This is a genomic window from Streptomyces sp. NPDC058295 (assembly GCF_042880655.1).
GTDB lineage: Bacteria > Actinomycetota > Actinomycetes > Streptomycetales > Streptomycetaceae > Streptomyces > Streptomyces coriariae.
This window is the reverse complement of sequence record NZ_JBHVYO010000003.1, coordinates 49,641-75,511: the sequence shown is the minus strand read 5'-3', so window position 1 is coordinate 75,511 and position 25,871 is coordinate 49,641. Positions and strand designations below refer to the sequence as shown.

Below are 25,871 nucleotides of genomic sequence, written 5' to 3'. Positions count from 1 at the left end.
TTGCCTGCCGGACGGGCGCGCCGACGCCTCAGGCCTTGCCGCGCTGGACCGCCGCGTGGGCCGGCACCACGTCGGGGGCCTGCCCGCCGTCCGAGACGATCCCGTGCAGCCGGGCCGTCGGCGGTACGAACTGCCTCAGCGCGTCTACCGCGTTGAGGAACAGCTGCGCGCCGGCGAGCGCGCTGCGCCCTTCCCACGGCGACTTCGCCGCGTGCGCGCTGCGGCCCGTGAACGCCACCCGCGGATGAGCCGCGGCCAGGGCGTGCTGCGTCGTCGCCGACCGGTCCGAGGGGTGGAACATCACCGCCGCGTCGACGCCGTCGAACGCCCCTGCCTCGGCGAGCCGCACCTTCCCGGCCCCGCCCGTCTCCTCGCCGGGTGTGCCGATCACGGCGACCGTGCCGGGGTGCGCGGGCAGCACCCGTACCAGGCCGATCGCGGCCGCCGCCGCACCCGCCGCGATGAGGTTGTGGCCGCAGCCGTGCCCGATGCCCGGCAGCGCGTCGTACTCCGCGAGGACGGCGACGTACGGACCGGCTTGCTTCCCTCGTGCACGGCCGTGAACGCGGTGTCGAGCCCGCCGGCGCCCGCCGACACGGTGAACCCGGACTCGATCAGCCAGCCCGTGAGCACCTGCTGGGCGTGGTACTCGGCGAACTTCAGCTCCGGCCGCCCGTGGACGGCGAGGCTCACCTGCTCCATCCGGGGCCGCAGCGCGGTGAGTTGGTAGGACAGCTCCTGAAGTGACACGGGTCTCCCCCCCTTCGTCGGCGGTGACACTCCGTCACCCGTGACGAGAGTGCCGCCGACGAGGGCCGCGAACCCGCCGGTTACCGCGCGCCAGGTAATCGCGCGCCGGGTGTTCGGGGACCGTACGGCGGGGGAGTCCGCGGTCTCAGTCGCGTATGCCCCACTCCTTGCGCCGTCTGGCGATCTGCTGGACCGGGTCGCCGGTGTACGACCAGGGCGTGCGGGTCGCCCGGTGGCCGAGGATCCGCAGCAGCGGCGTCGCCACGTCCGCGGTGCCCGCCGAACAGGCCGCGTGGGCCAGGTAGTTGAAGTCGCGCAGCTCGCCCGGGGCGACGGTGTCGTCCTTGCGGCCCATGACCCAGCGTTCCCAGGTGCGGCGGACGTCGCTGACGGCGCCGTCGTTGTTCCAGTGCTGGCCGAGCCCCACCGTGGTGGAGCGGTCCTCGCGCGCGTCCAGGGCGTGGCGGAACTCCTCGACGCGCGCGTACTGCACCAGTACCGGCAGCGGACAGCCCGGCGGGGCCGCGCCGGCCGCGTCACGGGCGAAGTCGTACATCAGCCCGTGCGAGCCGTGCCAGCGGGCGGAGTAGTAGTGCAGCACCTGGAGATGGCCCTCCATGCTGTACGGATCCCGCTGGTGCAACTCGTCCCACCAGCGGGCCAGTTCCTGGCGGCGTACCCCGGCCGGATAGAGACGGGCGACCGAGATCAGCGAGGTCCACGGCGTCGGGTCGTCCAGGTACGCCTCGGCGGCGGACAGACACGACAGCACCGCGGCGTCGACCCGGGTCTGGTCGATCGGCACGCCACGGCCCGCGGTGATCGCCAGGTTGAACGCGCGGGCCGTCTCCGTGGCCGCCCGCAGCACCAGCGCGTCGGCACTGTGCGGCTCGGCCGCCAGCCAGGTCTCCACCGTCGAACTGCCCGCGCAGGCCTGCGCCAGCAGCCGGACCCGGTGGCCGCGGGCGAGCCAGGCGGGCCCGGTGGCGCGCAGCAGGTCCCGCAGGCCCTGCCAGCGGCCGATGACGATGTCGTGCCGGGTGGAGGAGAGGGGAGCGTCCCCGCAGTCGGGGTCGAAATCGGGAGCGAAGCGGTCGCGCGCCATCAGGGCCCCTCTCAGAAGTCGGTGGAGAGACCCTCGTGGCCGGCGGCGTGCGTCGCCGGGCGCCCCTCGGGCACGTAGTCGGCCACGACGGTGCGCGAGGCGTCCAGCCGGGCGGGCCGGTAGTAGTCGCTGCCCTGCCGCCAGTACCAGAGCATCGGCACCAGTCCCACGGCGAGCCCGCCGATGCCGATGGCGACCGCCGCGGGGGCCAGCTCACCGAGCGACTCCACGAAGATCCAGAACATGAACAGGGCGCCGAACAGCGGCCACAGCCCGCCGAGGAGGAAGTCGGCAGGGGACTTCAGCAGCGTCCTGCGGTACGCGACGACTGCCGCCAGGCCCGCGAGACCGTAGTAGACGGCGATCTGGAGTCCGATCGCCGAGATGGCGTCGGAGAGGATGTCGCCCACCGAGCCCAGCGAGTTGGAGGCGACGAACAGCACCAGCGCCACCCCGCCCACCACGGCGATCGCCACCCAGGGCGTGTTCCAGGTGCGGTGCACCCGGCCCAGCGCGGACGGCATCGTACGGTCCCGGCCCATCGCGAACAGCGAGCGCGTCACCTGGATCAGGGTCGTCTCCAGGGTGGCGACGGTGGACAGCAGCACGGCCACGACCAGCACCTTGCCGCCCCAGCCCGGCCACACCTCCTCGCCCAGCGCCGCCAGCACGTTCGCGCCGTTGTTCTCGATCCGCTGCGAGCTGAGGATGACGTTCACCGCGATGGTGAAGACCTCGAAGAGGAGAAAGACGATGCCCACCCCGATCAGCCCCGCCAGGCCCGTCGTACGGCGGCTGTCGCGGGTCTCCTCGCTGAGGTTGCTGGTCACGTCCCAGCCCCAGTAGTAGAAGGCCGCGACCAGTGCCCCCGACGCGAAGCCGGACACCCCGTCGAAGTGGCTGAATCCGAGCCAGGACCAGTCGAACGGCAGCGAGTTGTCCGTGTGGAAGACGGCGAGCACCGCGAACAGCGCCAGAATCGCCAGCTCCACACCCGACATGATCAACTGCGCGCGTACGGTGAGCCGGGCCCCGCCCAGCACCACCGCCAGCATGATCAGGAACCAGGCGGCGCCGACGACGGTGGACAGGGCGGTGTTGTCGGCGAGGTCCTCGTCGAAGAGGGCGAGCGTCATCGAGCCGGCCGGCAGCGAGCCCGCCACCATGAAGATGGTCGCCGAGATCACCAGCGCCCAGCCGCTGATGAAGCCCAGGAAGGGGTGGAGCGTGCGCCCCACCCAGGAGTAACTGGCGCCCGCGTTGACGTCGATCCGGCTGAGTCGGCTGAAGGCCAGCGCGATGCCCAGCATCGGTATCGCGCAGTACAGCAGGGCCGCCGGTCCGGCCAGGCCCACGGCGCCGGCCAGGACCGCCGTGGTGGCGGCGATGGAGTAGGCCGGCGCACTGCCGGCGACCGCCATCACCACCGTGTCGAAGGTGCCCAGGACATTCGCCTGGAGGCCTCTTCCGGTGCTGTTGCTCATGGTTGCGCTGCTTTCCGTCGTGCACGCCGCCCGAGCGGGGACGACCCGGCGGCGTATGGGGGGTGAGGGTGGAGCGCCGCCGCGCGTCGAGAGGGGATGACCTCGGGGACGTCGGCGGAGAAAGGCGCGGAGGGGACCATCCCAGCACTGTGTTCGCGGACGGTCACACCGAGTGTGCGAGTGACTATAGCCCTAACGATTGAGCTTTCAAGATTGACGGATAGGTAATGTCCACGGCCGCCCGTGCGGTTGGCATGTGCCGCGATTGGAGCGGCCCGCACGGGAAACGCGGACGGGGAGACAACAGTCCCCGACGGCGAAGGAGCAACCCATGGGTACGGAGTCCGAGGCGATGGGCGACGAGGTCTACCAGCCCACCGGAACGAACGAGGAACAGCAGGACGCCGCCCCGCTCGACCTCCAGGACGCCGTCGGCGAACGCACCTACGACGACACCCTCGACGAGGGCTACTCGCCGCCCGAGAAGCCGCTCGGCGTGACCAAGTACGGCACCACCGCAGCCGAACAGCACGAGGGCGAGAACCTCGACCAGCGCCTCGCCCAGGAGGTCCCGGACGTCTCGGAACCGGCCGGCGGCGGCGTCGGCGACCTCCCCGACGGCGAGGGCGAACCCGTCGACCCCGAGGTCGGTGACCGGCGCGCCGGCCGGCTGGTCGCCCCCGACGAGGGCGCCCACCCCGACGCCACCAAGGAGGAGATCGCCCGGGACGTGGGCATCGACGGCGGGGCCGCGGGCGCCGAGGAGGCCGCCGTCCACATCGTGGAGGAGTGAGCGGCGTGAGCGGCCCCCGCGCGCCCGTCAGTCGCCGATGCGGTCCAAGTGCCGCAGCCGGTTGGTGGCGTCGAGGGCGGCCACCTTGTACGACTCCGCCAGCGTCGGGTAGTTGAACACCGCGTCGACCAGGTAGTCGACGGTCCCGCCGCAGCCCATCACCGACTGCCCGATATGGATCAGCTCGGTCGCTCCGGTGCCGAAGCAGTGCACCCCGAGCAGCTTGCGGTCACCGGGCGAGACCAGCAGCTTCAGCATGCCGTGGGCGTCGCCGATGATCTGCCCCCGGGCCAGTTCGCGGTAGCGGGCTATGCCCACCTCGAACGGCACGCTCTCCTCGGTGAGCTGATCCTCCGTCCGGCCCACGAAGCTGATCTCCGGGATCGTGTAGATGCCGATCGGCTGGAGGTGGTGCATCTGCCCGACGGGCTCGCCGCACGCGTGGTAGGCGGCCGCCCGGCCCTGCTCCATCGCCGTCGCCGCGAGCGCCGGGAAGCCGATGACGTCGCCCACGGCGTAGATGTGCGGGACCGGCGTGCGGTAGTGCTCGTCGACCTCGATCCGGCCGCGCCGGTCGGCCGCCAACCCGGCCTTGTCCAGATCCAGATCGTCGGTCAGGCCCTGGCGGCCCGCCGAGTACATCACCGCGTCCGCGGGGATCTTCTTGCCGCTCTCCAGCACGGTCAGCGCACCCCGCGCATGCCGTTCCACGGCGGCGACGGTCTCCCCGAACCGGAAGGTCACCGCCAGGTCCCGCAGGTGGTACTTGAGCGACTCGATGACCTCGACGTCGCACATGTCGAGCATCCCGGCCCGCTTCTCCACCACCGTGACCTTGCTGCCGAGCGCGGCGAACATGGACGCGTACTCCATGCCGATCACCCCGGCGCCGACGATCACCATGGACTGCGGGACCCGCTCGATCGTCAGCACGTTGTCGGAGTCGAGGATGGTCCGCCCGTCGAACTCCACGCTGTCCGGCCGGGCCGGGCGCGTCCCGGTGGCGATCACGATGTGTTCGGCGCCGATCAGCCGCTCCTGCCCGGTGATCTCGCGCAGCGCGATGGTGTGCGCGTCGACGAACCGGCCGGTGCCGGCGAACAGGGCGACATGGTTGCGGGACAACTGACTGCGGATGACATCGATCTCACGCCCGACCACATGCTCGGTACGCGCGGTCAGATCGGCGACGGTGATGTTCTCCTTGAGGCGGTAGCTCTGTCCGTACAGGTCCCGCTGGGTGAGACCGGTGAGATACAGCACCGCCTCGCGCAGCGTCTTGGAGGGGATGGTGCCGGTGTGGAGGGAGACCCCGCCGACCATGTCGGGGCGGTCTACGACGGCGACCCGGCGGCCCAGTTTGGCCGCGGCGATGGCGGCCTTCTGACCGCCGGGACCTGATCCGAGGACGAGCATGTCGAAGTCGGGCACGCTGTGGAGTCTGGCAGCCGCGGGGCCCGCCGCGAAAGGGCGGGCCCCGATTGCCCCGGATTACTAGGGCAGCAGCTTCTCGATCGCGCTGGGTCCCTCCTCGGCCAGCTTGCGCCGCGCCCACTCGAGACTGCGCGGGGTGATGTCCCGGCCGGTGGCGAGGACCATGTCTTCCGGCGAGACCTCGGTGCCGGTACGCGTGTGGAGCAGGTTGTCCGGGGTGGCGCGCTCCGGGGAGGGCCGGGAGCCGCCTGGCTGTGACGTCGGCATGATGTCTGCTCCTCGCGTCCGAAGGAAGGCTTCGGCCCGGTGCGGTCATCGGGTCCACTAACACCATTCATCCTGGAGCCGCAGCCTGCAATCCGATCAGCCGCGGCCGAGATGCCGGGAAGATCGGCCCGGCGTCTAATGGCCCCATGGCACCCACCACCGCCGGGAACCCGCGCCGCGGGGGACTGCGCAGGCTCGGCGCCTGGTGCGCCCGTCACTTCGTGATCGTCATCGTCGCCTGGATCGTGGCCGTCATCGCCCTTCAGGCGGTCAACCGCTCCGTCGGCGGGACCTACGAGGACAACTTCCAGCTGCCGGGCGTGCAGTCCACGGAGGGCCTGGACGTGCTCAAGGAGCACGACCCGCAGGCCGGCGGCTACAGCAGCCAGATCGTCCTGCACGACGACCAGGCCGTGAGCACGCTGAGTTCACAGCTGTCCACGGCCGTCGGCGACCTCCAGAAGCTCCCCCACGTGCTCTCGGCCCAGAACCCGCTCTCCGTGACGTCGTCGAAGGTCGGCCCGGTGTCGAGCGACGGCAAGACCGCGTATGTCACCGTCCGCTTCGACGTACAGCCCTCCACCCTCGGCGACGACTACCTGACCGGCGTCGACAAGGCCGTCCAGCCGCTGCGGGCGGCCGGCGCCGACGTCGAGTACGGCGGTTCGCTCGGAGAGCTCGCCCGGCCCGCCGCGAACGACCGGATCAGCGAGCTGATCGGCTTCGCGGTCGCCATCGTCGTCCTGCTCGTCGGCTTCGGCAGCGTCATCGCGGCCGGACTGCCCCTGGTCACCGCCCTGATCAGCGTGATCGGCGGACTCGCCTGCCTCGGGCTGCTGGCCGCCGCCTTCACCTTCGCCACCGTCTCGCCGACCCTCGCGACCATGATCGGACTGGGTGTCGGCATCGACTACGCCCTCTTCCTGACCACCCGGCACCGGCAGAACCTGATGGACGGCGCGGACCCCGCCGAGGCCGCCGGACACACCAACGCCACCAGCGGCCGCGCCGTGCTCGTCTCCGGCACCACCGTGATCATCGCGCTCTTCGGTCTGTACGCGTCCGGGGTGTCCTTCATCGGCAAACTCGGACTCGCTGCCGCCATCACCGTCGTCTCCGCCGTGATCGGCGCCCTCACCCTCGTGCCGGCCCTCCTCGGGCTCATCGGCAGACGCGTCGACCGCTACCACGTCCGCAAGCCGGTCGCCGAGACCGACGCCGAACCGGGCGCCACCCCGCACGGCACCTGGCACCGCTACGCCAAGCGCGTCGAGCGCAGGCCCTGGCAGTACCTCGGCGCCGGGGTGGCCGTCATCGCGATCCTCGCGATCCCCGTCTTCTCCATCCAGCTCGGCCACATCGGCGACGGCGCCGACCCGACCTCCTTCACCGACCGGCGGGCCTACGACCTGATGACCGACGCCTTCGGGCCCGGCTCCAACGGCCCCCTCACCGTCGTCATCGACCAGACGTCCGTCCCGTCCGACAAGCGCTCCGACCTCTCCACCCAGGCGCAGAAGACGCTGGGCGCGGTGCCCGGCGCCGCCACGGTCACCCCGCTGACCCCCACCAGCGACGGCGACGTGCTGCTCGCCACCGTCTACTCCCAGCAGGCCCCGCAGGACGCGACCACCACCGAGCTGACGAACCGGCTCGTCGACGACACCCTCCCCGACGCGGTCTCCGGCTACGACGCCAAGGGCTATGTCACCGGCACCACGGCCGCCCAGGTCGACTTCCGGGACATCGTCGCCAGCCGGCTGCCCCTGATCATCGGCGTGGTCGTCCTCCTCGCCTTCCTGATCATCCTCGCCGTGTTCCGCGGGCTCCTCGTCGCGGTCAAGGCCGCCGTCCTCAACGTTCTGTCGATCACCGCCTCGTACGGCGTCGTCGTCGCCGTCTTCCAGTGGGGCTGGGGCGGGCCCGCGCTGGGCGTCCACGGCAAGGTGCCCATCGAGAGCTATGTGCCGATGATGATGTTCGCGATCATCTTCGGCCTCAGCATGGACTACGAGATCTTCCTGCTGTCCCGCGTGCACGAGGCCTGGCTGCGCATCGGCGACGCCAGGGACGCCGTCGCCCACGCCCTGGAGATCACCGCCCGGGTCATCACCTGCGCGGCACTGATCATGGTGAGCGTGTTCTCGGCCTTCATCATCAGCGACAACATCGTCGTCAAGATGCTGGGCCTCGGCCTCGCCGTCAGCGTGCTGATCGACGCCACCGTGGTCCGGCTGCTCATGGTGCCCGCCGTCATGACCCTGCTGGGCGCGCACGCCTGGTGGACCCCGCACTGGCTGGACCGGATCCTGCCGCACATCGATGCCGAGGGCGACGCGGAGCCCCTCAGCGGTCCGCCCGAACCACCGGCTCGAGAACGAGCATCGTGACGTCGTCACGGACGGCGGGGCAGTGGCGCAGGACGTCCGTCCACACCCGTTCGGCCGTCGTCGCCGGGTCGGCGCCGGCGGCGAGGGCGGGCAGGCGGTCGAGCAGGGGGTAGAAGACTCCGGCGGCGTCCCTGGCCTCCGAGACGCCGTCGGAGGCCAGGAAGAGGCGGTCGCCGGGGCGCAGCGGCAGTACGTGGGCGGTGAGCGGGGCGCCCTCCGGCAGACCGAGCCCCAGCGGCGTCCACGGGACGACGTCCAGCTCCGTGGCCGTGCACCCGCGCAGCAGCACCGGCGGGGGATGCCCGCACACGACCACGCTCACGGCGTCCGCGTCCGGCGTGAACTCCAGCAGGACCGCCGTCGCGAACAGCTCGGCGTGCGTCACCCGCGCCGAGTCCACCGTCAGCCGCCGGTCCAGCCGGGCGGCGACCCGCGCCAGGTCCGGCTGGTCGAGCACCGCCTCCCGGAACGCCCCCAGGAGCGAGGCCACCGTCGCCACCGCCGCCAGCCCGTGCCCCTGGACGTCGCCCAGCACCGCCCGCACCCCGTGCTCGCTCGTCCGGACGTCGAAGAAGTCACCGCCGACCAGCGTCCCGCGCTGTGCCGCCCGGTACAGACCCGCGCAGCGCACCGGACCCACCCGCGCGGGGACCGGCGGCACCAGGGCGTTCTGCGCGGCCTCGGCGATCGTGCGCTCCGTGTCCAGCTGGGCGTCCCGGCGGCGGCGGACGAACGCCACGAACACGCTCAGCACCGCGACGAAGGACACCGTCAGCACATCGGTCTGGCCCGGCTGGTCGAGCTGGAACGCGGGCAGGTTGAGCATCACGACCACGGCCGCGCCGAGCAGCGCGGTCGCCGCCGGACCGTACGACAGCACCGCCAGCGGCGGGATCGCGCCCAGCATGAACCCGATGTCCAGCGGCTCGGGACTGACCAGGGTGGCGACGCAGACGCCCGCGGCCAGCACGAGCGGCAGCGCCCGCACCCAGCGCGGCGGCGGCGCGCCCCGCAGCCAGCCCCGCCGCTCCCCGTCCAGTCGTCCCACACCCCCACGCTCCATCGTGCCCGCGACGGCCGCACGCCGAAAAACCCGTGGACGCGATCGATGACGGCCCCCTACCGTGTGAGCGCACGCCCGGACACCCACGGAAGGAGGCGAGCGCCATGCGAACCGCATTCATCCCGCGCTCCCGCTCCGTGACCCCGGCGTGCCGCGTCTGACCCTCGTCCGACGCCCCGGGAGCGCACCACGCCGTACGCGACCCGGAGGAATCCGTGACCGATCTGGTCATCCGCGCTCTCGACGAGAGCGACGTCCATCTGTTCGACACCCTGCCCGACCCGCTGCGCGCAGCCGACGCCTTCGGCAGGATCACCTACCGGCCCGACTGGAAGCGCGTCGCCCTGCGGGACGGCCGGGTCGTCGCCCGCGCCGTCTGGTGGGGCGGGCCCGAGGACACCGAACCCCTCGTGGTGCATTGGTTCGACTTCGCCGACGGCGAGGAGGAGGCCGCGGCCGAACTCCTGCGCACCGCCCCCTGGCAGGTCGGCCTGGAACTGGTCATGCCCGGCGGCTGGCGCGACGACCCCGCCATGCGGGCCGCCGCCGAGGTCCGGCACGCCGCCGCCCGCGCGGCCGGCCACACCCCGCTGGTGGAACGCTTCGTGTACCGCTGGACCCCGGAGTGCGGGCTGCCCGACCGTCCCGGCCGCCTGCGCTTCGCCCCCGAACCGGACGACGCGGTGTTCTTCGACGCCCTGCGCCGCATCCACTCCGACACCCTCGACGTCCACGCCCGCAAGGCCATCGGGGAGGGCGGCCTCGACCGGGCCGCCCAGGAGGAGATCGACTTCTTCCGCTGGTGCCCGTCGCCGCGCGAGTGGTGGCAGGTCGCCCGCACCCCTGAGGGAGAACTGGCCGGCATCCACATCCCGGCCCACAACCCCTCAGGACCCTGCGTCGGCTTCATCGGCGTACTGCCGGACCACCGGGGTCACGGCTACGCCTACGACCTGCTCGCCGAGTGCACCCACTATCTCGTCGAGCGGGGTGCCGAGTTCATCGCAGCCGCCACCGACCAGGGGAACTTCCCGATGGCGGCGCACTTCGCGAAGGCCGGCTATCCGATCGTGCGGGAGCGGGTGAACTTCGAGCTCGGATGACCTTCGAGCCCGGCTGACGGCCGACCGGGCCCCCGGGACGGACCTGGCAGGGGCCGGCAGGACCTGCCGGGGTCCGGGGGCTCGGGGAGGGCGGTGCGTCAGTGCGCTCCGCCCTCCAGCAGGGCCTCGACGTCGGCCAGGATCTCCGTGACGCGCAGGCCGAACGAGGCGTCGCAGGCGTGGGGGCGGCCGTCCCGGGCCGACACGAGCAGTTCGTCGGCGGCCCGGGTGAGGGCGTCGGCGGCGTCACCGCCGCCCTGGGGGAGCCGCGTCACCCCGGCCGTGCCGCGCAGCTCCACGCCCGCGCCCGTCGCCGCGGGCGGGGCCGTCAGACTGAGCGTCAGCGTGCTGGAGGCACCGTCCACATGGTCCAGGACCACATGGACGGTGTCCCGGGGACCACGGGCCGCGGCCGTCACCCGGCGGACGTCGCCCAGGACCGGCAGCAGCACGGACAGCGCGTGCGGACCCACGTCCCACAGGGCACCCTTCTCACCGCGCCACGGCGTGGCGAACGGGTGGTCGCCCGCGCCGTGGAACACGTCGCCCAGCCACTCGGCGCGTCCTGTGAACCATCCCCCGGTCTCCGCCTGTTCGGCGATCCAGGCACCGGCCTCGGGCCCGAACCGGGTGGTGAAGAAGACGACCGAGGCGACCTCGGCCTCCTGCACGGCCCGGACCACGGACCGTGCTCCCGGCACCGTCGCGGCGACGGGCTTGTCGAGCAGGAGATGACAGCCGGCCCCGGCGGCCCGCACCGCGAGCTGCGCCTGGACGTCCGGCGGCAGCGCGACGGCCACCGCGTCCACGTCCGTGAGCAGGGCGTCCACGTCGTCGTAGGCCCGTGTCCCGTGCCGGTCGGCGAGTTCCTTCGCCGCCTCGGGGCGTCGGCCCCAGACGCCGACGAAGTCGAACGCCGCGTGCGCTTGGAGGACGGGGGCGTGCACCATCTGCGCCCAGGGGCCGGTGCCGAGCAGACCGATGCGCATACCGCTGACTCTCCCTGATGCCGACCGACGTGACGGGCGACGTCCCTCGCCGGGACGCCGACTCCGACCGCGAGCCTCGCACACCGCCGGCGCCCGGGACACCCTGGGCGTCCCCCCGGCCGTCAGGCAGCCCGGGCCTTCGCCGGGCGGGAGCCGTCCCCCACGGGGGCGGCGGCGGAGGTGCCCCGGACCAGGCGCAGATGCCGCCTGCGCCCGGCATGGCGTCGCTTGTCCCGGACCGGCGCGAGCAGGCGTTCCTCGACCCGGTCCATGACCGCCATCAGGACGGACAGCAGCGGCAGCAGCAGCACGGCGACCCAGAGCACGGTTCTCTCCTCGGCAGGCGACGCCGTGCCGGGTGCTCAGAATCGGGCCGCTGATGCCTGCCGGGCGCGGATCAGCCGCGAGGCGGCGCGCCGAAGCCCGTCACCAGGGCGTCCGCCTGCGCCAGCCCGCTCTCCGCGGAGATCTCCCGCACCGTCTGCGCGGACCGGATCGTGGCGAACGTGACCCGGCCGTCCGCGAGCCGATAGCCGTACACGGCGGGCCTCGGCAGGCTGTTGTACGACCAGTGCGCCGAGAAGTAGTACCCGCCGGTGTCGTGCAGCACCACCAGGTCCCCCTCGGAGAGGGCGGGCAGCGGCCGGTCGTGCGCCACGACGTCACCGGCGAAACAGAGCGGCCCGGCGACGTCCTGCCGGACGAGCGGCGTGCGCTTGGGCATGCCGTCCGGGCCGTACGCGGACACCCGCAGCGGCCAGTCGTCCGGCATGAAGACGGTGCGGGTGGCGACCTGCCCGCCGGCGTGGGTGAGGGCGACCCGGCGTCCACCGGCGTCCTTGACGTACTCGACGAGGGCCGCCGTGAAGCCGTTCTTCGCGATCAGGGAGCGGCCGAACTCGGTGACCACCTGGTAGCGGCCGTCCAGCAGCGCCGGCTCGGCGGCGGTGAGCGCGGCCACGTATTCCGCGTAGGTGGGCGTGACCGTGTCGTCGGCGAAGTTCACCGGCAGCCCGCCGCCCAGGTCGAGGCTGGTCACCTGGCGGCGGCCGACGTACGCGTTGATCTCCTCGGCGAGCCGGTGTGTCTCCGCGAGACCCTCCGCGATCAGCGGCAGGGGGCAGCCCTGCGAGCCCACGTGCGCGTGCAGCCGGGTCAGCCACGGCCGCCGCGCGAAGGCCTCCACGACGCGGGTGCGGGCACCCGGGTCACGCAGGGCCACCCCGAACTTGGAGTGCGCGGTCGCCGTGCTCATCGCGCCGATCGACCCGCCCCCGACCTGCGGGTTCACCCGCACGCCGAGCACCGACGCGCAGTCCTCGGGGCGCAGCGCGTCGATCCGGTCGAGCTCGTCGAGGTTGTCCGCGTTGAGCGCGACGCCCAGGGCGAGGGCCTCCCGGATCTCCCGGCGGGTCTTCGCCGGCGAGTCCAGCACGATGCGCGCCGGGGCGAACCCCGCGTCCAGCGCCAGTCGCAGCTCGCCGGGGCTCGCCACCTCGCAGCCCATGCCGGCGTCGGCGAGCAGCCGCAGCACGGGCACCAGGGAGCAGGCCTTGGCGGCGAAGGTGTGCAGGACGTCCGGTACCTGGGCGAACGCCTCGTGCAGACCGGCGACGCTGTCGCGCACGCCCCGCACGTCGACGAACCCGGCCAGCGGCCGGTCCTCGCCGAGCAGCCCGTCCGTGACGGCCTGCCGGACGGCGAGGGCGACGGGGGAGTCGTCGGTGGGCTGGTCGGTGGACCGGTCGGCTCGTGGGCCGGTCCGCTGGTTCTCGGTGGGGAGCAGCACGTGCTCGTCTCCTTCGGGCGAGGAAGGGTGTCACGCGGTCGGGTGACACTTCCAGATTCCTCCCCGCGCCGGCCGCACGTCTTTGGGGACCGGGCCAAAGACAAGCGGAACCTTTGTGTCATCGGACAGCGGCACCGGTGCTCGGCGCTCAGGATCCCTCGGGCGGGACCAGCCGGGCCGCGAGGGTCAGCAGCAGCCGGGTGTCGGGATCGTCGAGGTCCACGCCGTACCGCTCCCGGACCCGGCCCAGCCGGTACCGGAGCGTGTTGGCGTGCACGACCAGGCGACGGGCCGCCTCGGGGACGTCGCCCCCGGCGTCGAAGTAGGCCGCCAGGGTCCGTACCAGTTCGCCGCCCGCCGCGAGGTCCGTGCGGATCAGGTCGTGGACCGGCCCGCCGCCGGACTCCCACACCGGACGCGCCGCGTCCAGGATCCGCAGCACCTCCAGCGCCGCGCCCGCACCGGCCGCGTCGGCATACCGCGGGGGCCGGGGCCGCCCGGCGGCCGACGCCCTGGCCTCCCGTTCCCGCAACGCCCGGACGACGAGCCCGGCCCGACCGTACGACAGGTCGGCCCGCTCCGGGGTGACGACCGGGCCGACGCCCAGCCACACCGCCGGCGCACCCGGCAACGACGCGACGACCGCGTCCAGTTCGCGCACGACGCCGAGCACGGCCCCCGCATGGTCCGCCGCGGCGGCATCCCCGGTGAGGAACAGCGCGAGGCGGTCGCCGTCCCGCAGGATCCCGGTGCCGGGCCGGTGCGCGGAGATCTCCAGGGAGAGGACGTCCAGGGCCCGGCCGTCGGCCCGCGCGTCCGGCCGCCGTTCGGCCACCACCACCGCGCACGGCGCGTCCGGGGACAGCCCCAGCGACCAGGCGTGCGTACGCCGGTCCCCGAGACCGTGCAGCAGACCGCGCAGCGCGGCCTCCCGGCGGTGGGCCGTACCGCTCTCGCTCAGCCGCTCGCGCACCAGCAGCGGAGCGGCGAGCCCGGCGGCCGTCCGCAGATAGCGGGCGGCGTCCGGGGCCAGGGCGGCGCCGTCCGCGGCGGCCCAGATCGAGCCGAGAACCTCCCGCCCGCTGCGCACGGCGACGACCAGCCGCTCCGGGTTGTCGCCGTCGGCGGGCCGGTGGATGACGTCCTCGGAGGTCCACAGGGCGCGCAACAGACCGCTGCGCCGCAGCTCGGCGACCCGCCAGTCGGGCACCCGGCCGCCGAGGATGACGGTCCGGCGCAGCGGGTCGGCGCCGGGGCCGGTGGCGGAGTGGGCCAGAACCCGCAACCGGGTGTCCTCGATGGTGATCGACCCCTTCACGTACGCCGCGACCCGCGCCGCCAGGACCGCGAGGGAGGGCGCCGTCTCCGGGCCCCGGAGCGCCTCGGCGTCCTCGGCCCGACCTGCCAGGACGTAGGAGAGCGCCGACCGCAGCAGCGCGGCGGCCTCGGCCCAGCCGGTGCCCTCGGCGCGGGCGAGCAGGGCGACCCCGGTCTCCCGCGCCGCCTCCACCAACCCGCTGGCCCCCGAACCGGTCGCCCCCGAACCGGTCGCCCCCGAACCGGTCGCCTCCGGGCCGGTGACACCCGAACCGGTCGCCTCCGGGCCCCTGACACCCTCGCCGGTGTCGCTCAGCACCACGGCACACGCGCCCCGCCGCGCGGCCTCGCGGACGGTATCGGCGTCCGGGGCGGCACCCACGGCCAGCAACAGAACGCCCGCACCCGCCGAATGCCCCGGTCCCGGTCCCGGTCCTGGACCTGGACCTGGACCCGGGCCCCGCCGGGGGCCGTCCGGATCGTCGTCGCCGAGGCCTTCGAGACTGCCGCGGCCTTCGCGGCCTTCGCGGTCATCGAGGTCGTCACGGTCAGCGAGGTCGTCCAGGCCGACGGCGATCCGCCGGACGACGGTGTCGGGCGCGGCGGGCGCGTACAGCAGCCGCACCGCGTTGCCGTCCTCGAAGGCCAGCAGGGACCGCAGCGTCGCGGCGGCCTCCCGCGGGGCCGGACCCTCCTCGTTCATCGTCCGACGCTCCCGCCCTCGTCCCCACGACGCACCCCGTGTGCTCCCCGTCGACGATAGGCGCCCCGGGCGGCGGCGTCGGCCGCGCCGGGGCGCCGTCTCCCCGCATTCCTCCGGTGAAAAACCACGAGACCGGTGACATCGCCGATCCCCACGCACCGGTCCCGCCCCGACAGTGGCACCGCCATCCCAGCGGCGGCGCCCCCCGCGGCCCGCCCGACCGAGAGGACGATCCCTCGTGCAGGATCACATGCGCACCGGTGCGGCCCACCGCGCCTCCACCGGCTCCCCCCACCGCAGGTCCGGACAGCTCGCCCGGCTCGCGACGGCGGTCGCCGCCGTCGTCGGCCTCACCACCCTCAGCGGCCCCGGCGCGCAGGCGGCGGACAACCCCTACGAGCGGGGCCCGGCGCCGACCACCGCGAGCATCGAGGCGGCACGCGGCCCGTACGCGGTGTCCCAGACCACCGTCTCCTCGCTCGCCGTGACCGGCTTCGGCGGCGGCACGATCTACTACCCGACCAGCACCAGCGACGGCACCTTCGGCGCGATCGCCGTCTCGCCCGGCTACACCGCCACCCAGTCCTCCATCGCCTGGCTGGGCCCGCGGCTGGCGTCCCAGGGCTTCGTCGTCTTCACCATCGACACCCTGACCACGCTGGACCAGCCCGACTCACGCGGCCGGCAGCTGCTCGCCGCCCTGGACCATCTGACGCAGGTCAGCTCCGTCCGTTCCCGGGTCGACAGCAGCCGGCTCGGCGTCATGGGGCACTCGATGGGCGGCGGCGGCAGCCTGGAGGCCGCCAAGGCGCGGCCCTCGCTCCAGGCCGCGATCCCGCTCACGCCGTGGAACCTCGACAAGTCCTGGCCCGAGGTCGGCACACCCACGCTGATCGTCGGCGCCGACGGCGACACGGTCGCCCCCGTCGCCAGCCACGCCGAGCCGTTCTACTCCAGCCTGCCGTCCGCCCTGGACCGCGCCTATCTGGAGCTGAACAACGCCACCCACTTCACCCCGAACTCGTCGAACACGACGATCGCGAAGTACGGCATCTCGTGGCTGAAGCGCTTCGTCGACAACGACACGCGCTACGAGCAGTTCCTGTGCCCGCTTCCGCGGCCGAGCACGACGATCGACGAGTACCGGGGCAACTGCCCGCACACGTCCTGAGCCGGCGTGAGGAGAACGGGGTCGCTGCCGCCGTCGCCGTCGCTGTGCCCGTGCACGCGGCGCGGCGGCGGCCGTTGGGACCCGGCACAAGGTGTGCCACGGCCGTCGCGCACGAACCCACTGGTGACAGGCCCCGAACGGCCCGCATCGGCGTCGTTCCCCGCGCGGTCGCACGGCTTCCACCGCCCGTTACCCGTACGTAACGTCACGGGAATGACCGGACAGACGACCGCCGCCGACGGCGGTGTGCGGGTGGTGACCGGTGAACCCGGTTGCGGCCGCACGGCGTTCCTGGCCCGCGCCGCCCGCTCGTGCCCGGCCGCGTTCGTGGTCGGTGTCCGGGCCGACCGGGTGGCGTCGGCCGTACCGCTCGGGGGTCTGCGCGCGCTGCTGCGCGCCCTCGGCGCACCGGTGGGCCCGTGGTCCGCCACCGGGCAGCCCGGCGCCGCGCTCCTCGACGCCTTGCGGGCCGCCTCCGCCGGCAGGCCGATGCTGCTGTGCGTCGACGACGCGCATCTGTGGGACGCCCCCACCAGGGCCGCGGTGGGCCGCGCCGCCGAGCGGCTGCGCGGGAACGGTCGGCTGAGCGTGCTGCTGAGCGTGTCGGGACACCGCCCGGTCGACCGGGAGTTCGCCGTGCTGCCGGTGGTCCGCGTCGATCCGCTCTCCCCGGTGGAGGCGGCCGCGCTCCTGGACGAGGCGACGGGCGGGGCACTCGACCGGGCCGTGCGCGACGAACTGGTGGACGCGGCCGAGGGCAGTCCGGCCCTGCTGCTGGCCATGGTCCGGCGGCTGTCGCCCGCCCAGATCCGCGGTCACCGCAGGCTGCCCGGCCCGTCGGCCGACGCCGAACTCCTGACCGGCCTGGTCGGCGGCTTCCTGACCGGGTTCACGCCCGCGCAGGAGGACCTGTTGCTGACCGTCGCGGCCGCCGTACGGGACGCGGACGACACGGAGGACACCCGGATCGGCCTGGCACTGGCCCGGCGGGGAGCGGAGCATCTGCGGGGGACGCGTCCGGGCGCGGAGTCGGTCCCTCCCTCCGGTCCGTTGCCCGAGGTGCTCGTCCCGCTGCCCGAGGTGCTCGTCCTGGCCGACGGCGAGGTCGGGTTCCACAGCGATCTGCTGCGCCGCGCGGTGTACGCGGGTGCGCGGCCCGAGCGGCGCCGTGCCGCGCACCGGGCGCTGGCCCGTGCTCTGGAGGAGGCGGGAGACGCGAGGCTGCACGCCCTGCTGCACCGGGCCCGGTCCGCCACCGTGCCCCGGCGCGGGACGGCGACCGAACTGGCCGTGGCGGCCGGCGACCGGACGCATTCCCGGAGCCTGCGGTGCGCGGCGTACGCCCATGCCGCCGCGCTGGCCGAGGACGGCACACTGCGCGCGGAGTGGTACACGGCCGCCGCCGAGCAGGCCCTGCTCGGCGGCCGCACGCACCGGGCCCTGCGGCTGCTCGACAGGGCCCGGGACAGCGCGGCGCCCACGGCGCTGCGCGGCCGCGTCGAACTGGTCCGCGGCACCACGGTCCTCTACGACGGCCCGGTCGACGAGGCCCGCGCATCCCTGCTCCTGGCGGCCCGCCTGCTGACCGGGTCGTCCCCCCGGCAGGCCCAATCGGCCCTCCTGGCCGCGGTGGACGCCGCCTGGGCGGCGGGCGACGCCCAGGGCTGCCTGCACCTGCTGAGCACCGGCGGCGACGACTCCCCGGATGCCGCCCCGGGCCGCCCGCCCGTACTGGTCGACGCCGGCAACGGCCTCCTCCCGGATCCCGACGCGCGGCCCGGCACCTGGCCGTTCGGTGAGTCCGCGGGCGATCCGGCGAACAGCGGTGTGCCGGTCCGCGCGGGCGGCAGTGCCGTGTCGCGTGGCTATCGCACCGGCCTGCGGGCCCTGCTCGAAGGGCAGTTCGTGCAGGCGGCGGGGCCTCTGCGGCGGCTGGTGGCGGACGCGGAGGCCGCGGGGGGTGCGGCGGGCGCGGCCGGCGTCGACGAGCCGGACACGGCGTTGCGCGCGGCTGCCGCCGCCCTGTTGCTGGGCGACCTGGCGGCCGCCCGCCGTGCCGGGGCGCGGGCCCTGGCCGCCGCCCGTACCCCGGGGACCGCCGCGGCCCTCGCGCGGGCCCGGGAGTACCTCGCCTACGCCGAACTGCGCGCCGGACGGCACACGCTGGCCAGGACCCACGCGGAGGAGGGGCTGCGGGCCGCGCACCGCACGGGGCAGCGCAACACGGCAGCCCACCACCACGCGGTACTCGCCCTCGCCGCGTCGATCGAGGGCGCTCCGGAGGAGGTCGCCGTCCACGTGGACACCGCGCTGGCCACCGCCCGGCGGCACGGCCTGGTCCAGGCCGCGACGCTGGCGGAGTGGGCGGTGGCCCGCGCCGACCTCGCCCGCGGGCGCCCCAGGGAGGCCGCGGACCGGCTCGGGCCGCTCGTGCGCCCGGGGCCGCGCAGGGGGCACTTCGCGGTATGGATGCTCGCCGTGCCGTGCTTCGTGGAGGCCGCCGCCTCGACCGGACGGGCCGACGACGGCGTCGCCGAGGTCGTCGAGGAGTTCGCCCGATGGGCCGGATTCGGCGCCGATCCCCAGGCCCCCGCCCAACTGACCCGCTGCCGTGCGCTGCTGGCTCCGGCGGACCGGCCCGACGCCCTGTTCCGCCGTGCGCTCGACCTGCACGACGTGGCCGCAGGCGGCGACTTCGAACGGGCCCGCACCGAGCTGCTGCACGGCAAGTGGCTGCGCAGGCGCCGCCGGCTGAGCGAGGCCCGCGACCGTCTCGGCGCCGCGCTGGTCGGGTTCGAACGCTGCGGTGCGCGCGCCTGGGCGGAGCAGGCCCGCGCCGAGCTGCGCGCGGGGGGCGTGGCGCCTGGGGGCGGCGGGAGAGCGACGGGGCCGGGCCTGGGGCTGGACGGACTGACCCCGCAGCAGCTGCGGATCGCCCGGTGCGTCGCCGAGGGCGCCACCAACCGGGAGGTGGCGCTGACCCTCTCGGTCAGCACCCGAACCGTCGACTACCACCTGCGGAAGGTCTTCGCGGCGCTGGGCGTCCGCTCCCGCGTCGAACTGGTGCGCATGGTCGAGAAGGCCGGACAGGAGGGTTGACCGGAGAGAAAACAATGCTGCACACCCCTAGGGACCGACCGGACGGTATGCCATCCTTCGTGGCAGGACGAGTCGGACGGCTGGACACTGCCCCGGGGGAGGACCGCGATGCATCAGGCCCTACGGTCACGGACCGTGTTCCGTCCCGCGCCCGGCGCACCGGCGGCTCCCGGTCCCCGGCCGCATCCCCAGCACGTCCGGTCGCTGATCGACGCCGACGCCCTCCGGGTCCTGCACCGTGCCGCCCGGGTGCTCCTGGCGGACCTGCCCGACCTCACCGACCGGCTGGTGGCCGCGCTCCAGGACCAGGAGCCCGCCTACCGCGCGGCCGTGACGAGCGACCCCGCCGCCATCTGGCAGGAGGTGCACCGCTCGCTGCGGCACAGCGTGTCCTCGCTGATCGACCCGCGCGGCAGCCGGGACGCGGCCCGCCGTTGCTCGTGGAAGATCGGCGCCACCCGCGCGGAACAGGGCCTCCCGCTGGACGCGCTGCTGCACGCGTTCCGCCTGGGCGGGTCCCTGGTGTGGCAGGGCCTCATCGAGGAGACCTGCCGCACGGCTCCCGAGGACGTGCGGCTGCTCGTGCACATCGCCACCGACGTGTGGAACTTCGTCGACGAGCACTGCACTCTCGTCGCGGACGCCTACCGGCAGGTCGAGCGGCAGCTCGCCTGGCGGCGCGAGAACCGCCTGCGGGTGGTGGCCGGCGCCCTGCTCGACGGCGCCAGCCGGATCGCGGACCTGCCCGAGACCGCCCAGGCGTTGGACCTCCCCGAGGAGGGCCGGTACGTCGTCGTGGCGGTGACGGCAGGCTGTCCTTCCGACGGCGCCGGGGCGCGGGCCGCGCACGGCCGGGGCAGGCGCGTGTACTGGCACACCGGTGCGGAGGTGGACTACGGCATCGTCCTCCTGGGCGAGACGGAGAGCGAGATCGAGATCGAGGGCGGAAGCGAGGGCGGGAGCACCAGGGGGAGTCGGGACGTCGGCTCGCCGGGCCCGACGTCGGCCGTCCCGCCGGCCTTCGGCAGCGCGCGCACCGGGGTCAGCACGGCGGTGTCGGGGCTGGCCGCGGTCGGGGACGCCCGTCGCCTCGCGGACATCGCGCTGGACATGTGCCCGCTGACCGGCGGCACGATCCGGCTGACCGAGCACCTCCCGGCCGCGCTGGTGGTCTCGACCCCCGACCTGGGTACGGCGCTGGTCGAGCGGGTGCTCGGCCCGCTGAGCGGTCTGGAACCGGCCGACGAGGCCGTCCTGCTCGACACCCTGGCCACCTGGCTGGCCTGCGACGGCTCCGCCCAGCGGGCGGGGGAGCGGCTGTACTGCCACCGCAACACCGTCCTCAACCGGCTGCGCCGCTACGAGCAGTTGACGGGCCGTTCCCTGTCCCGGCCGGCCGACCTGGTGGAGATCAGCCTCGCCCTGACGGCACGGGGCCTGCGCACCCGCTGAGCACCGGCCGCCGGTGTGGTGACACGGCGCCGTGGCGCGTCGTTTTGGCGCGACAAGTGGCCGATGGCGCGAATCACCGATGAGTCGTCGATGCGTCAGTCAGGCGTCTCGTCCGCCTCGTGAGATGTATGCGTCCGTGTCGGACGATTGTGCGAGGATCATTTTCAGTCATCGCCGGTGGGCCAACTTCTTCACACTTCTGACACAAATTTCACGCTTTCACTAGGTGAGTTATAGTCACCGTCCAAGCATCAACTACTTGGGGGGCGCTCGGACCAGGTGGGGGCTTGGTTCGGTCGACGTGTGCTTGGCATCGTCTGCGCACCCCCGCAGCGGTCTCGTGGGGGTTGGGTAAGTGGAACATTGGCTGGATGGCGCCCAACCTGAAGGGTCGGAAGACGCATCCGGGCCCGACGGCGCCGCGTTCGCCGGGCGCGGAACCGGCCTTCAGACGAGGACGCCAAGAGCCGGGAGCTTCTGGGAGGCAGCGGAGGAACCCGGTTCCGCGCGCACCGAGGCGACGGCCCCTCTGCTCGGCGGCACCGCGATGTACCCCGCCTTCGCGGACACCTTCACGGAAGCCGCCCCGGCCGAGCCCGTCCACGACGCCGACGAACTGACGGTGCAGCTCGCGGGCATCGACCCGGCGTCCACTTCAGGTGCCTCCGGCGGTCGGCCCGATTCCCACAGCGCCCCCGGCACCCCCGTCTTCGTCGACGAGTCGGGCCGCCGCAGCCGCCGGTTGCGGCTGCTCGGCGTGGCCGTCGGCATCGCCTGCGCCGTGTACGCCCTCGTCATCGTCGCCACCCTCGTGTCCGGCAACTCCAGCGCACCCTGGCTGCCCCTGCCGGGGCTGGGCGGCGACACGCCCGCCGAGAAGGTCGAGACCTCGTCCGTGCCCTCGGTCTCGGCGAGCCCCTCGGGTTCGGACAGCGCCGCGCCGAACGCCGGCTCGTCGGATGCCGCGGTGTCGGCGTCGTCCACGGCCGGCGGCGTCACCGACGTGCCCGGAGCCACCGCGAGCGCCGGTCGGCCGGCCGCGTCCGCGCTGCCCGAGGCGTCCACCGGGACCACTCCCGTGAACCCCACCGCCTCGGCGCCCGCGGCCAGCCCCGCCGTGTCGGACTCCGCCGTCGCCTCGCCCGAGGCGAGCCAGCCCGACAGCGGCGCGAGCGCCTCGCCGAGCGCCGTCGACGACACCGGGGGAATCGGCGAGATCGTCGGCGAGGCGAACTCCGTGTCCTCCGTCGGCTGACGTCCCTTCCGCCCGGCTCCCGCTCAGTCCCCGCTCGGCGCTCCCGCTCAGCTGGCGCTCAGTCCTTGCTCAGCCCCGCTCATCTCCCTTCCTGTCCCGTTCTGGAGCACACCTTCCGATGGCATTCCCCGCCCGCCGTCGCCGGGCCGCAGCCGCGGCCCGTGACAGCGCCGCCCGGCGCCGCCGCGTACCGATGCGCCTGATGCTGCCCAGCCTCGTCCTCGTCGCCATGATGGCGATGCTGATGGTGCGCGGTTACGTCCACAGCGAGATCCTCGCCGACCACCGCGTCCAGACCGAGGCGGCCACCGACAAGGTGCCCGACGAGATCCTGGACGGCGGCCCGGTCATCGACAGCCGCAACGGCCGCAGCACCAGCCGCGAGGTGCCCGACCACCGGCTGGTCCTGACCTTCGACGACGGACCCGACCCGGTCTGGACCCCCAAGGTCCTGGACGTGCTCAAGAAGCACCACGCGCACGCCGTCTTCTTCGTCACCGGCACCATGGCCTCCCGTTACCCGGACCTGGTCCAGCGCATGGTCGACGAGGGCCACGAGGTCGGCCTGCACACCTTCAACCACCCCGACCTGTCCTTCCAGTCGAAGAAACGTATCTCCTGGGAGCTGTCGCAGAACCAGCTCGCGCTGGCCGGCGCGGCGGGCATCCGCACCTCGCTGTTCCGCCCGCCGTACTCGTCCTTCGCCGACGCGATGGACGACAAGTCCTGGCCGGTCACCGAGTACATCGGCTCACTCGGCTATCTGACCGTCGTCAACAACACCGACAGCGAGGACTGGAAGAAGCCCGGCGTCGAGGAGATCATCAGGCGCGCCACGCCCAAGGGCGGCAAGGGCGCGATCGTCCTGATGCACGACTCCGGCGGTGACCGCCACCAGACGGTCCAGGCGCTGGAGCGGTTCCTGCCCGAGCTGCAGTCCCGGGGCTACGAGTTCGAGAACCTCACCGCCGCCCTCGGCGCGCCCAGCGCGCACACCTCGGTCACCGGCCTCGACCTGTGGAAGGGCAACGCGTGGATCTTCCTCGTCCAGGCCGCCGAGAACGTCACCGGGGTGCTGATGGTCGGCCTCGCGGTGATCGGCGTCCTGGTCATCAGCCGGTTCGGGCTCATGCTGTTGCTGTCCGCCCTGCACGCCCGCAGGGTGCGCCGGCCCGGATTCGGCTGGGGCCCGCCGGTCACCGAACCGGTCTCGGTGCTGGTCCCGGCGTACAACGAGGCCAAGTGCATCGAGAACACCGTCCGCTCGCTGATGGCGAGTGAGCACCCCATCGAGGTGCTCGTCATCGACGACGGCTCCTCCGACGGCACCGCGCGGATCGTCGAGGACATGGGCCTGCCGAACGTCCGGGTCGTCCGCCAGCACAACGCCGGCAAGCCCGCGGCCCTCAACCGGGGTATCGCCAACGCCCGGTACGACCTCATCGTGATGATGGACGGCGACACCGTCTTCGAGCCGTCCACCGTCCGCGAACTGGTGCAGCCCTTCGGCGACCCGAAGGTCGGCGCCGTGGCCGGCAACGCCAAGGTCGGCAACCGGGACTCGCTGATCGGCGCCTGGCAGCACATCGAGTACGTGATGGGCTTCAACCTCGACCGCCGGATGTACGACGTCCTGGGCTGCATGCCCACCATCCCCGGCGCGGTCGGCGCCTTCCGCCGCTCGGCCCTGGAGCGGGTCGGCGGCATGAGCGACGACACGCTCGCCGAGGACACCGACATCACCATGGCCATGCACCGCGACAACTGGAAGGTGGTGTACGCGGAGAAGGCCCGCGCCTGGACCGAGGCCCCGGAGACCGTGCAGCAGCTGTGGTCCCAGCGCTACCGCTGGTCGTACGGCACCATGCAGGCGATCTGGAAGCACCGCCGGGCGGTCTTCGAGCGCGGCCCGTCCGGCCGGTTCGGCCGCGTGGGTCTGCCGTTCGTCTCGCTGTTCATGGTCCTGGCCCCGCTGCTGGCCCCGCTCATCGACGTCTTCCTCCTCTACGGAGTCGTCTTCGGCCCCACCCAGAAGACGATCGTGGCCTGGCTGGGCGTCCTCGCCGTCCAGGCCGTCTGCGCGGCCTACGCCTTCCGGCTCGACCGTGAACGCATGACCCACCTGATCTCGCTGCCCCTCCAGCAGATCCTCTACCGCCAGCTCATGTACGTCGTGCTGCTCCAGTCCTGGATCACCGCCCTCACCGGCGGCCGGCTGCGCTGGCAGAAACTGCGCCGCACCGGCGCGGTCGAGGCGCCGGGCGGTCCCGCGCCGCGTCAGCACACCGGCAGCACCAACGACCGGAGGCCTGTCGCATGACCCAGCGTCACCCGAGCGGGACGAACACGGGTCCCGAGCGGACTCCGGCGTTCGGCGTCCCCCGGCAGCGGACCGCGCAAGCCCTCCCGGAACCGTCCGCCACGGCCGGGGCCGAGGGGCCTACCGCCGCGAAGAAGCCGGGACGCGACCGCTACCTCGACCTGCTGCGCACGATCGCTCTGGTCCGTGTGGTCGTCTACCACCTGTTCGGCTGGGCCTGGCTCACCGTGCTGTTCCCGTCCATGGGCGTCATGTTCGCCCTGGCGGGCTCCCTGATGGCGCGCTCGCTGAAGCGTCCGCCGCTCGGCGTGATCCGGGACCGCGTCCGGCGGCTGCTGCCGCCGCTGTGGCTGTTCGGCGCGGCCGTCCTGACGCTGATGTTCGCGGCCGGCTGGAACCCGCTGAAGGATCCCGACCACGGGGGCGCCCTGGGCGTCGTGGAACTGCTCAACTACGTCGTCCCGCTCGGCGCGCCTCCGTTCCCCTGGGACATCGGCTCCAAGTCCGGCCTGCTGGAGAACACCTGGGCGGTCCAGGCGGCGGGTGTGCTCTGGTACCTGCGGGCCTACCTGTGGTTCGTGCTCGCCTCGCCGCTGCTGCTGTGGGCGTTCCGCCGGGCGCCCTGGGTCACGCTGTTCGCGCCGCTGGCGCTGACGGCGGTGGTGGGCACGGGCCTGGTGTCCATACCCGGCGAGACCGGCAACGCGGTCAGTGACTTCGCCGTCTACGGCAGCTGCTGGGTGCTGGGCTTCGCCCACCAGGAGGGGGTGCTCGCGCGCGTACCCCGCTACGCGGCGGTCTCCGGCTCCGCACTCGTCATGGCCTTCGGCCTGTGGTGGGCCTCCGGGCACCTGGGACCGGACGGCTGGGACCTCAACGACATCCCGCTCGCCCAGGCGGCCTGGTCCTTCGGGTTCGTGGTGATCCTGCTCCAGTACTCGCCCTCGTGGCAGGAACTCCCGGGCGCACTGGCCCGTTGGGACAGGCTGATCACGCTCTCCAACAACCGCGCCGTCACGATCTACCTGTGGCACAACCTGCTGATCATGGCCACGGTCCCGATCATCGACCTGGCGTACGGACTCCCCTTCATGGAGAGCCGGAGCCTCACGGCCGGCCTCGACTCCAGCTACATGCTGTGGATGTTCATGCTGGTCTGGCCCCTCATCGCGCTGATGATCCTCGCGACCGGCTGGATCGAGGACATCGCGGCGAAGAGGAAGCCACGCCTGTGGCCCGACGGCCGCAGGAGCAGGGCACGACGCGCGAAGTGACACGAGGGCGGGCCCGCAGACCCGGGTGCCGCCGCCGAGCCCGGCGGCGGCACCCGGGCTCAGCGGTCGGGGAGGGTTGCCGCAAGTTCCTCGTAGATCTCCGCGGGGCGGGT

Annotated in this window: 20 protein-coding genes; 9 read left to right on the top strand and 11 right to left on the bottom strand. The window is 73.4% G+C overall.

Going from position 1 to position 25,871, the window contains the following annotated elements; all coding sequences use genetic code 11:
* Nucleotides 1-28: 28 nt before the first annotated feature.
* The 4 genes from ACFVYS_RS04425 to ACFVYS_RS04410 all read right to left on the bottom strand — a co-directional run bounded on the left by ACFVYS_RS04425 (nt 29) and on the right by ACFVYS_RS04410 (nt 3,339).
* The gene (locus tag ACFVYS_RS04425; RefSeq protein ID WP_389499093.1) at nt 29-463 is read right to left on the bottom strand and encodes a M20/M25/M40 family metallo-hydrolase; all 435 of its coding nucleotides are present in this window, start codon (nt 461-463) and stop codon (nt 29-31) included.
* A complete protein-coding gene (locus tag ACFVYS_RS04420) occupies nt 388-750 on the bottom strand; it encodes a hypothetical protein (RefSeq protein WP_389498733.1) in 363 nt (120 codons plus the stop codon). Before ACFVYS_RS04420 ends, ACFVYS_RS04425 begins: the two co-directional genes overlap by 76 nt.
* Nucleotides 751-895: 145 nt before the next feature.
* A complete protein-coding gene (locus ACFVYS_RS04415) occupies nt 896-1,855 on the bottom strand; it encodes a hypothetical protein (protein ID WP_389498731.1) in 960 nt (319 codons plus the stop codon).
* 11 nt (nt 1,856-1,866) lie between these two features.
* Complete coding sequence (locus tag ACFVYS_RS04410) at nt 1,867-3,339, bottom strand: APC family permease (RefSeq protein ID WP_389498729.1); 1,473 nt, start codon at nt 3,337-3,339, stop codon at nt 1,867-1,869.
* 331 nt (nt 3,340-3,670) lie between these two features.
* Between ACFVYS_RS04410 and ACFVYS_RS04405 the strand changes: the two genes are divergently transcribed.
* Nucleotides 3,671-4,132 carry a DUF5709 domain-containing protein gene (locus tag ACFVYS_RS04405; protein WP_389498727.1) on the top strand — a complete coding sequence of 154 codons (462 nt, stop codon included), beginning with the start codon at nt 3,671-3,673 and terminating at the stop codon, nt 4,130-4,132.
* Nucleotides 4,133-4,159: 27 nt separating this feature from the next.
* On the opposite strand, the gene sthA is transcribed toward ACFVYS_RS04405, so the two are convergent.
* Both sthA and ACFVYS_RS04395 read right to left on the bottom strand, forming a co-directional pair.
* Nucleotides 4,160-5,563, bottom strand: a complete 1,404-nt coding sequence (gene sthA / locus ACFVYS_RS04400; protein WP_389498725.1) for a Si-specific NAD(P)(+) transhydrogenase — start codon at nt 5,561-5,563, stop codon at nt 4,160-4,162.
* A gap of 63 nt (nt 5,564-5,626) precedes the next feature.
* A complete protein-coding gene (locus ACFVYS_RS04395) occupies nt 5,627-5,833 on the bottom strand; it encodes a hypothetical protein (protein ID WP_057603951.1) in 207 nt (68 codons plus the stop codon).
* Nucleotides 5,834-5,979: 146 nt separating this feature from the next.
* Here ACFVYS_RS04395 and ACFVYS_RS04390 point away from each other — a divergent pair, with 146 nt between their 5' ends.
* Nucleotides 5,980-8,223 (top strand): MMPL family transporter, encoded by a 2,244-nt coding sequence (locus tag ACFVYS_RS04390; protein WP_389498723.1) that lies wholly within the window; start codon nt 5,980-5,982, stop codon nt 8,221-8,223.
* Here ACFVYS_RS04390 and ACFVYS_RS04385 read toward each other — a convergent pair.
* Complete coding sequence (locus tag ACFVYS_RS04385) at nt 8,180-9,286, bottom strand: PP2C family protein-serine/threonine phosphatase (RefSeq protein ID WP_389498721.1); 1,107 nt, start codon at nt 9,284-9,286, stop codon at nt 8,180-8,182. The genes ACFVYS_RS04390 and ACFVYS_RS04385 overlap by 44 nt on opposite strands.
* Before the next feature lie 215 nt (nt 9,287-9,501).
* On the opposite strand from ACFVYS_RS04385, the gene ACFVYS_RS04380 reads away from it, so the two are divergent.
* On the top strand, nt 9,502-10,389 hold the full coding sequence (locus ACFVYS_RS04380; RefSeq protein WP_389498719.1) for a GNAT family N-acetyltransferase: 888 nt from the start codon (nt 9,502-9,504) through the stop codon (nt 10,387-10,389).
* A 98-nt stretch (nt 10,390-10,487) separates the two neighbouring features.
* Here the strand turns inward: ACFVYS_RS04380 and ACFVYS_RS04375 are convergent, their stop codons facing one another.
* From ACFVYS_RS04375 to ACFVYS_RS04360, 4 genes are all read right to left on the bottom strand, one after another.
* The gene (locus ACFVYS_RS04375) at nt 10,488-11,378 is read right to left on the bottom strand and encodes a Gfo/Idh/MocA family protein (RefSeq protein WP_389498717.1); all 891 of its coding nucleotides are present in this window, start codon (nt 11,376-11,378) and stop codon (nt 10,488-10,490) included.
* 122 nt (nt 11,379-11,500) lie between these two features.
* On the bottom strand, nt 11,501-11,704 hold the full coding sequence (locus tag ACFVYS_RS04370) for a hypothetical protein (RefSeq protein ID WP_389498715.1): 204 nt from the start codon (nt 11,702-11,704) through the stop codon (nt 11,501-11,503).
* Nucleotides 11,705-11,775: 71 nt separating this feature from the next.
* Nucleotides 11,776-13,167, bottom strand: a complete 1,392-nt coding sequence (locus ACFVYS_RS04365; RefSeq protein WP_389498714.1) for a diaminopimelate decarboxylase — start codon at nt 13,165-13,167, stop codon at nt 11,776-11,778.
* Between the two features lie 148 nt (nt 13,168-13,315).
* Nucleotides 13,316-15,187, bottom strand: coding sequence for a PucR family transcriptional regulator (locus ACFVYS_RS04360; RefSeq protein ID WP_389498712.1), 1,872 nt, complete (start codon nt 15,185-15,187; stop codon nt 13,316-13,318).
* Between the two features lie 250 nt (nt 15,188-15,437).
* Here ACFVYS_RS04360 and ACFVYS_RS04355 point away from each other — a divergent pair, with 250 nt between their 5' ends.
* The 6 genes from ACFVYS_RS04355 (at nt 15,438) to ACFVYS_RS04330 (ending at nt 25,758) form a co-directional block, all read left to right on the top strand.
* Nucleotides 15,438-16,358 carry an alpha/beta hydrolase gene (locus ACFVYS_RS04355; protein WP_389499091.1) on the top strand — a complete coding sequence of 307 codons (921 nt, stop codon included), beginning with the start codon at nt 15,438-15,440 and terminating at the stop codon, nt 16,356-16,358.
* 213 nt (nt 16,359-16,571) lie between these two features.
* Complete coding sequence (locus tag ACFVYS_RS04350) at nt 16,572-19,457, top strand: LuxR C-terminal-related transcriptional regulator (protein WP_389498711.1); 2,886 nt, start codon at nt 16,572-16,574, stop codon at nt 19,455-19,457.
* A 108-nt stretch (nt 19,458-19,565) separates the two neighbouring features.
* A complete protein-coding gene (locus ACFVYS_RS04345; protein WP_389498709.1) occupies nt 19,566-20,909 on the top strand; it encodes a helix-turn-helix domain-containing protein in 1,344 nt (447 codons plus the stop codon).
* Between the two features lie 547 nt (nt 20,910-21,456).
* A complete protein-coding gene (locus ACFVYS_RS04340; protein ID WP_389498708.1) occupies nt 21,457-22,164 on the top strand; it encodes a hypothetical protein in 708 nt (235 codons plus the stop codon).
* Nucleotides 22,165-22,357: 193 nt separating this feature from the next.
* Nucleotides 22,358-24,484 (top strand): glycosyltransferase, encoded by a 2,127-nt coding sequence (locus ACFVYS_RS04335; protein WP_389499089.1) that lies wholly within the window; start codon nt 22,358-22,360, stop codon nt 24,482-24,484.
* On the top strand, nt 24,481-25,758 hold the full coding sequence (locus ACFVYS_RS04330; protein ID WP_389498706.1) for an acyltransferase: 1,278 nt from the start codon (nt 24,481-24,483) through the stop codon (nt 25,756-25,758). The genes ACFVYS_RS04335 and ACFVYS_RS04330 overlap by 4 nt, the downstream gene beginning before the upstream one ends.
* The last annotated feature ends 113 nt before the right edge of the window (nt 25,759-25,871 follow it).

Coding starts and splice junctions, on each gene's coding strand:
- ACFVYS_RS04390 (WP_389498723.1), top strand. CDS start 5,980: ATGGCACCCACCACCGCCGGGAACCCGCGCCGCGGGGGACTGCGCAGG.
- ACFVYS_RS04340 (WP_389498708.1), top strand. CDS start 21,457: ATGTACCCCGCCTTCGCGGACACCTTCACGGAAGCCGCCCCGGCCGAG.
- ACFVYS_RS04335 (WP_389499089.1), top strand. CDS start 22,358: ATGCGCCTGATGCTGCCCAGCCTCGTCCTCGTCGCCATGATGGCGATG.
- ACFVYS_RS04330 (WP_389498706.1), top strand. CDS start 24,481: ATGACCCAGCGTCACCCGAGCGGGACGAACACGGGTCCCGAGCGGACT.
- ACFVYS_RS04410 (WP_389498729.1), bottom strand. CDS start 3,339: ATGAGCAACAGCACCGGAAGAGGCCTCCAGGCGAATGTCCTGGGCACC.
- ACFVYS_RS04385 (WP_389498721.1), bottom strand. CDS start 9,286: ATGGAGCGTGGGGGTGTGGGACGACTGGACGGGGAGCGGCGGGGCTGG.
- ACFVYS_RS04395 (WP_057603951.1), bottom strand. CDS start 5,833: ATGCCGACGTCACAGCCAGGCGGCTCCCGGCCCTCCCCGGAGCGCGCC.
- ACFVYS_RS04415 (WP_389498731.1), bottom strand. CDS start 1,855: ATGGCGCGCGACCGCTTCGCTCCCGATTTCGACCCCGACTGCGGGGAC.
- ACFVYS_RS04345 (WP_389498709.1), top strand. CDS start 19,566: ATGCATCAGGCCCTACGGTCACGGACCGTGTTCCGTCCCGCGCCCGGC.
- ACFVYS_RS04355 (WP_389499091.1), top strand. CDS start 15,438: ATGCGCACCGGTGCGGCCCACCGCGCCTCCACCGGCTCCCCCCACCGC.
- ACFVYS_RS04375 (WP_389498717.1), bottom strand. CDS start 11,378: ATGCGCATCGGTCTGCTCGGCACCGGCCCCTGGGCGCAGATGGTGCAC.
- ACFVYS_RS04350 (WP_389498711.1), top strand. CDS start 16,572: ATGACCGGACAGACGACCGCCGCCGACGGCGGTGTGCGGGTGGTGACC.
- ACFVYS_RS04360 (WP_389498712.1), bottom strand. CDS start 15,187: ATGAACGAGGAGGGTCCGGCCCCGCGGGAGGCCGCCGCGACGCTGCGG.
- ACFVYS_RS04405 (WP_389498727.1), top strand. CDS start 3,671: ATGGGTACGGAGTCCGAGGCGATGGGCGACGAGGTCTACCAGCCCACC.